Source organism: Okeania sp. SIO3B5 (genome assembly GCF_010692555.1).
GTDB lineage: Bacteria > Cyanobacteriota > Cyanobacteriia > Cyanobacteriales > Microcoleaceae > Okeania.
Window position 1 is genome coordinate 1 of the sequence record NZ_JAAHHG010000159.1, and the last position, 1893, is coordinate 1893.

Consider the following 1893-nt stretch of genomic DNA (forward strand, 5'->3'; position numbering starts at 1 on the left):
TAGGAGAAACACCAGTTGCGGGAATCACCATATATATAGATAGCAACGACAACAGCATCCTGGATGAAAACGAAATTCAGACCACAACAGATACTAATGGATTCTACCAATTCAACAATATTAATCTCGCACCAGGAACATATAGTATCAGAGACATAGCTCCAACAGGATTTACTCAACAACAACCAGCACCAACTATTACCATCAATCCCACAGATACAACATTTAATTTCACTCAAATCAACCTCACCAATATTCCCAATAATATAATCGGTGACATTAGCGGCACAAAACTCAACGATCTAAACAACGATGGAATAGGAGAAACACCAGTTGCGGGAATTACCATATATATAGATAGCAACAACAACAACATCCGGGACGAAAACGAATTTCAGGCCATAACAGATGATAACGGCTTTTATCTATTCGACGACATCAACCTTCCAGCAGGAACATACAGTATCAGAGACATAGCTCCAACAGGATTTACTCAACAACAACCAGCACCAACTATTACCATCAATCCCACAGATACAACATTTAATTTCACTCAAATCAACCTCACCAATATTCCCAATAATATTACTCCTCCCGGAATTTCCATTACTCAAACAGATGGCAACACTAATGTTACTGAAGGTCTAGCAACGGATACCTACCAAATAGTTCTCGATAGTATTCCTAATGACCTAGTTAATATAGCGATCGCTCCTGATAATCAAATAGACTTGGGTGCGGGACCGGGTATTCCCATAACACGAAGTTTTGACAGCACAAATGCTCTAACTCCTCAAATTATTAACGTCACAGCAGTAGATGACGCTTTCGCGGAAGGACCTCACCCTGGCAATATTACTCATAACGCCAGCAGTAATGACCCAAACTATAATACTCCCACAGTAGCATTTACCGTAGATGGCACACCATCCAATCTCATCACTGCTAACATTACTGATAATGATACTCCAGCTGTAATTACTATCCAAGCTGCGGAGGGTGGTTTCACAGGTGTTTACTCTCTAGAGTTGAATATGGCACCTACTGCCCCAGTTACTATCAATGTTGATACAGGAGACCAAATTCAACCTATAGCTCCTATTACTTTTGACCAAACAAACTGGAATTCAGAAAGACTGATAACTGTTACAGCGATAGACGACTTTGACATAGAGGGCGACCACACTGCTACAATTAATCATTTTGCTACCAGTGAAGATGACAATTTTAACGGTATAAATGTTTTACCACTTGTAGTCGATATTACTGATAATGATACTGCCGGAGTTTCTATTAATCCCACTGATATTGATGCAACGGAGGGTGGGGCAACAGGCAGTTATGAAGTGGTTTTGACCACACAACCTACTGCTCAAGTTACTATAAATTTTGATACAGGAAACCAAATTCAACCTATAGCTCCTATTACTTTTGACCAAACGAACTGGAATGTAGGGCGACCTATAAATGTTGCTGCTATAGATGACTTAATTGTTGAAGGAAACCATATCGGTACAATTAGTCATGTAGCTACCAGTGAGGATATTAATTACAACGGTCTGGAAATTTCCCAAGTTACTACTAATATTACAGATAATGATACTGCCGGAGTTTCTATTAATCCCACTGATATTGATGCAACGGAGGGTGGGGCAACAGGCAGTTATGAAGTAGTTTTGACTACACAACCTACTGCCTTAGTTACGATTAACTTTGATACAGGAAACCAAATTCAACCTATCGCTCCAATTACTTTTGACCAAACGAACTGGAATGTAGGGCGACCGATAAATGTTGCTGCTATAGATGACTTAATTGTTGAAGGAAACCATATCGGTACAATTAGTCATGTAGCTACCAGTGAGGATATTAATTACAACGGTCTGGAAATTT

The 1893-nt window shown here is 39.6% G+C and carries 1 protein-coding gene; it reads left to right on the plus strand.

Features of this window, described 5'->3' with window-relative positions:
* A partial coding sequence (locus F6K54_RS20760; RefSeq protein WP_375341988.1) for an SdrD B-like domain-containing protein occupies positions 1 to 1893 on the plus strand: 1893 nt, incomplete at both ends.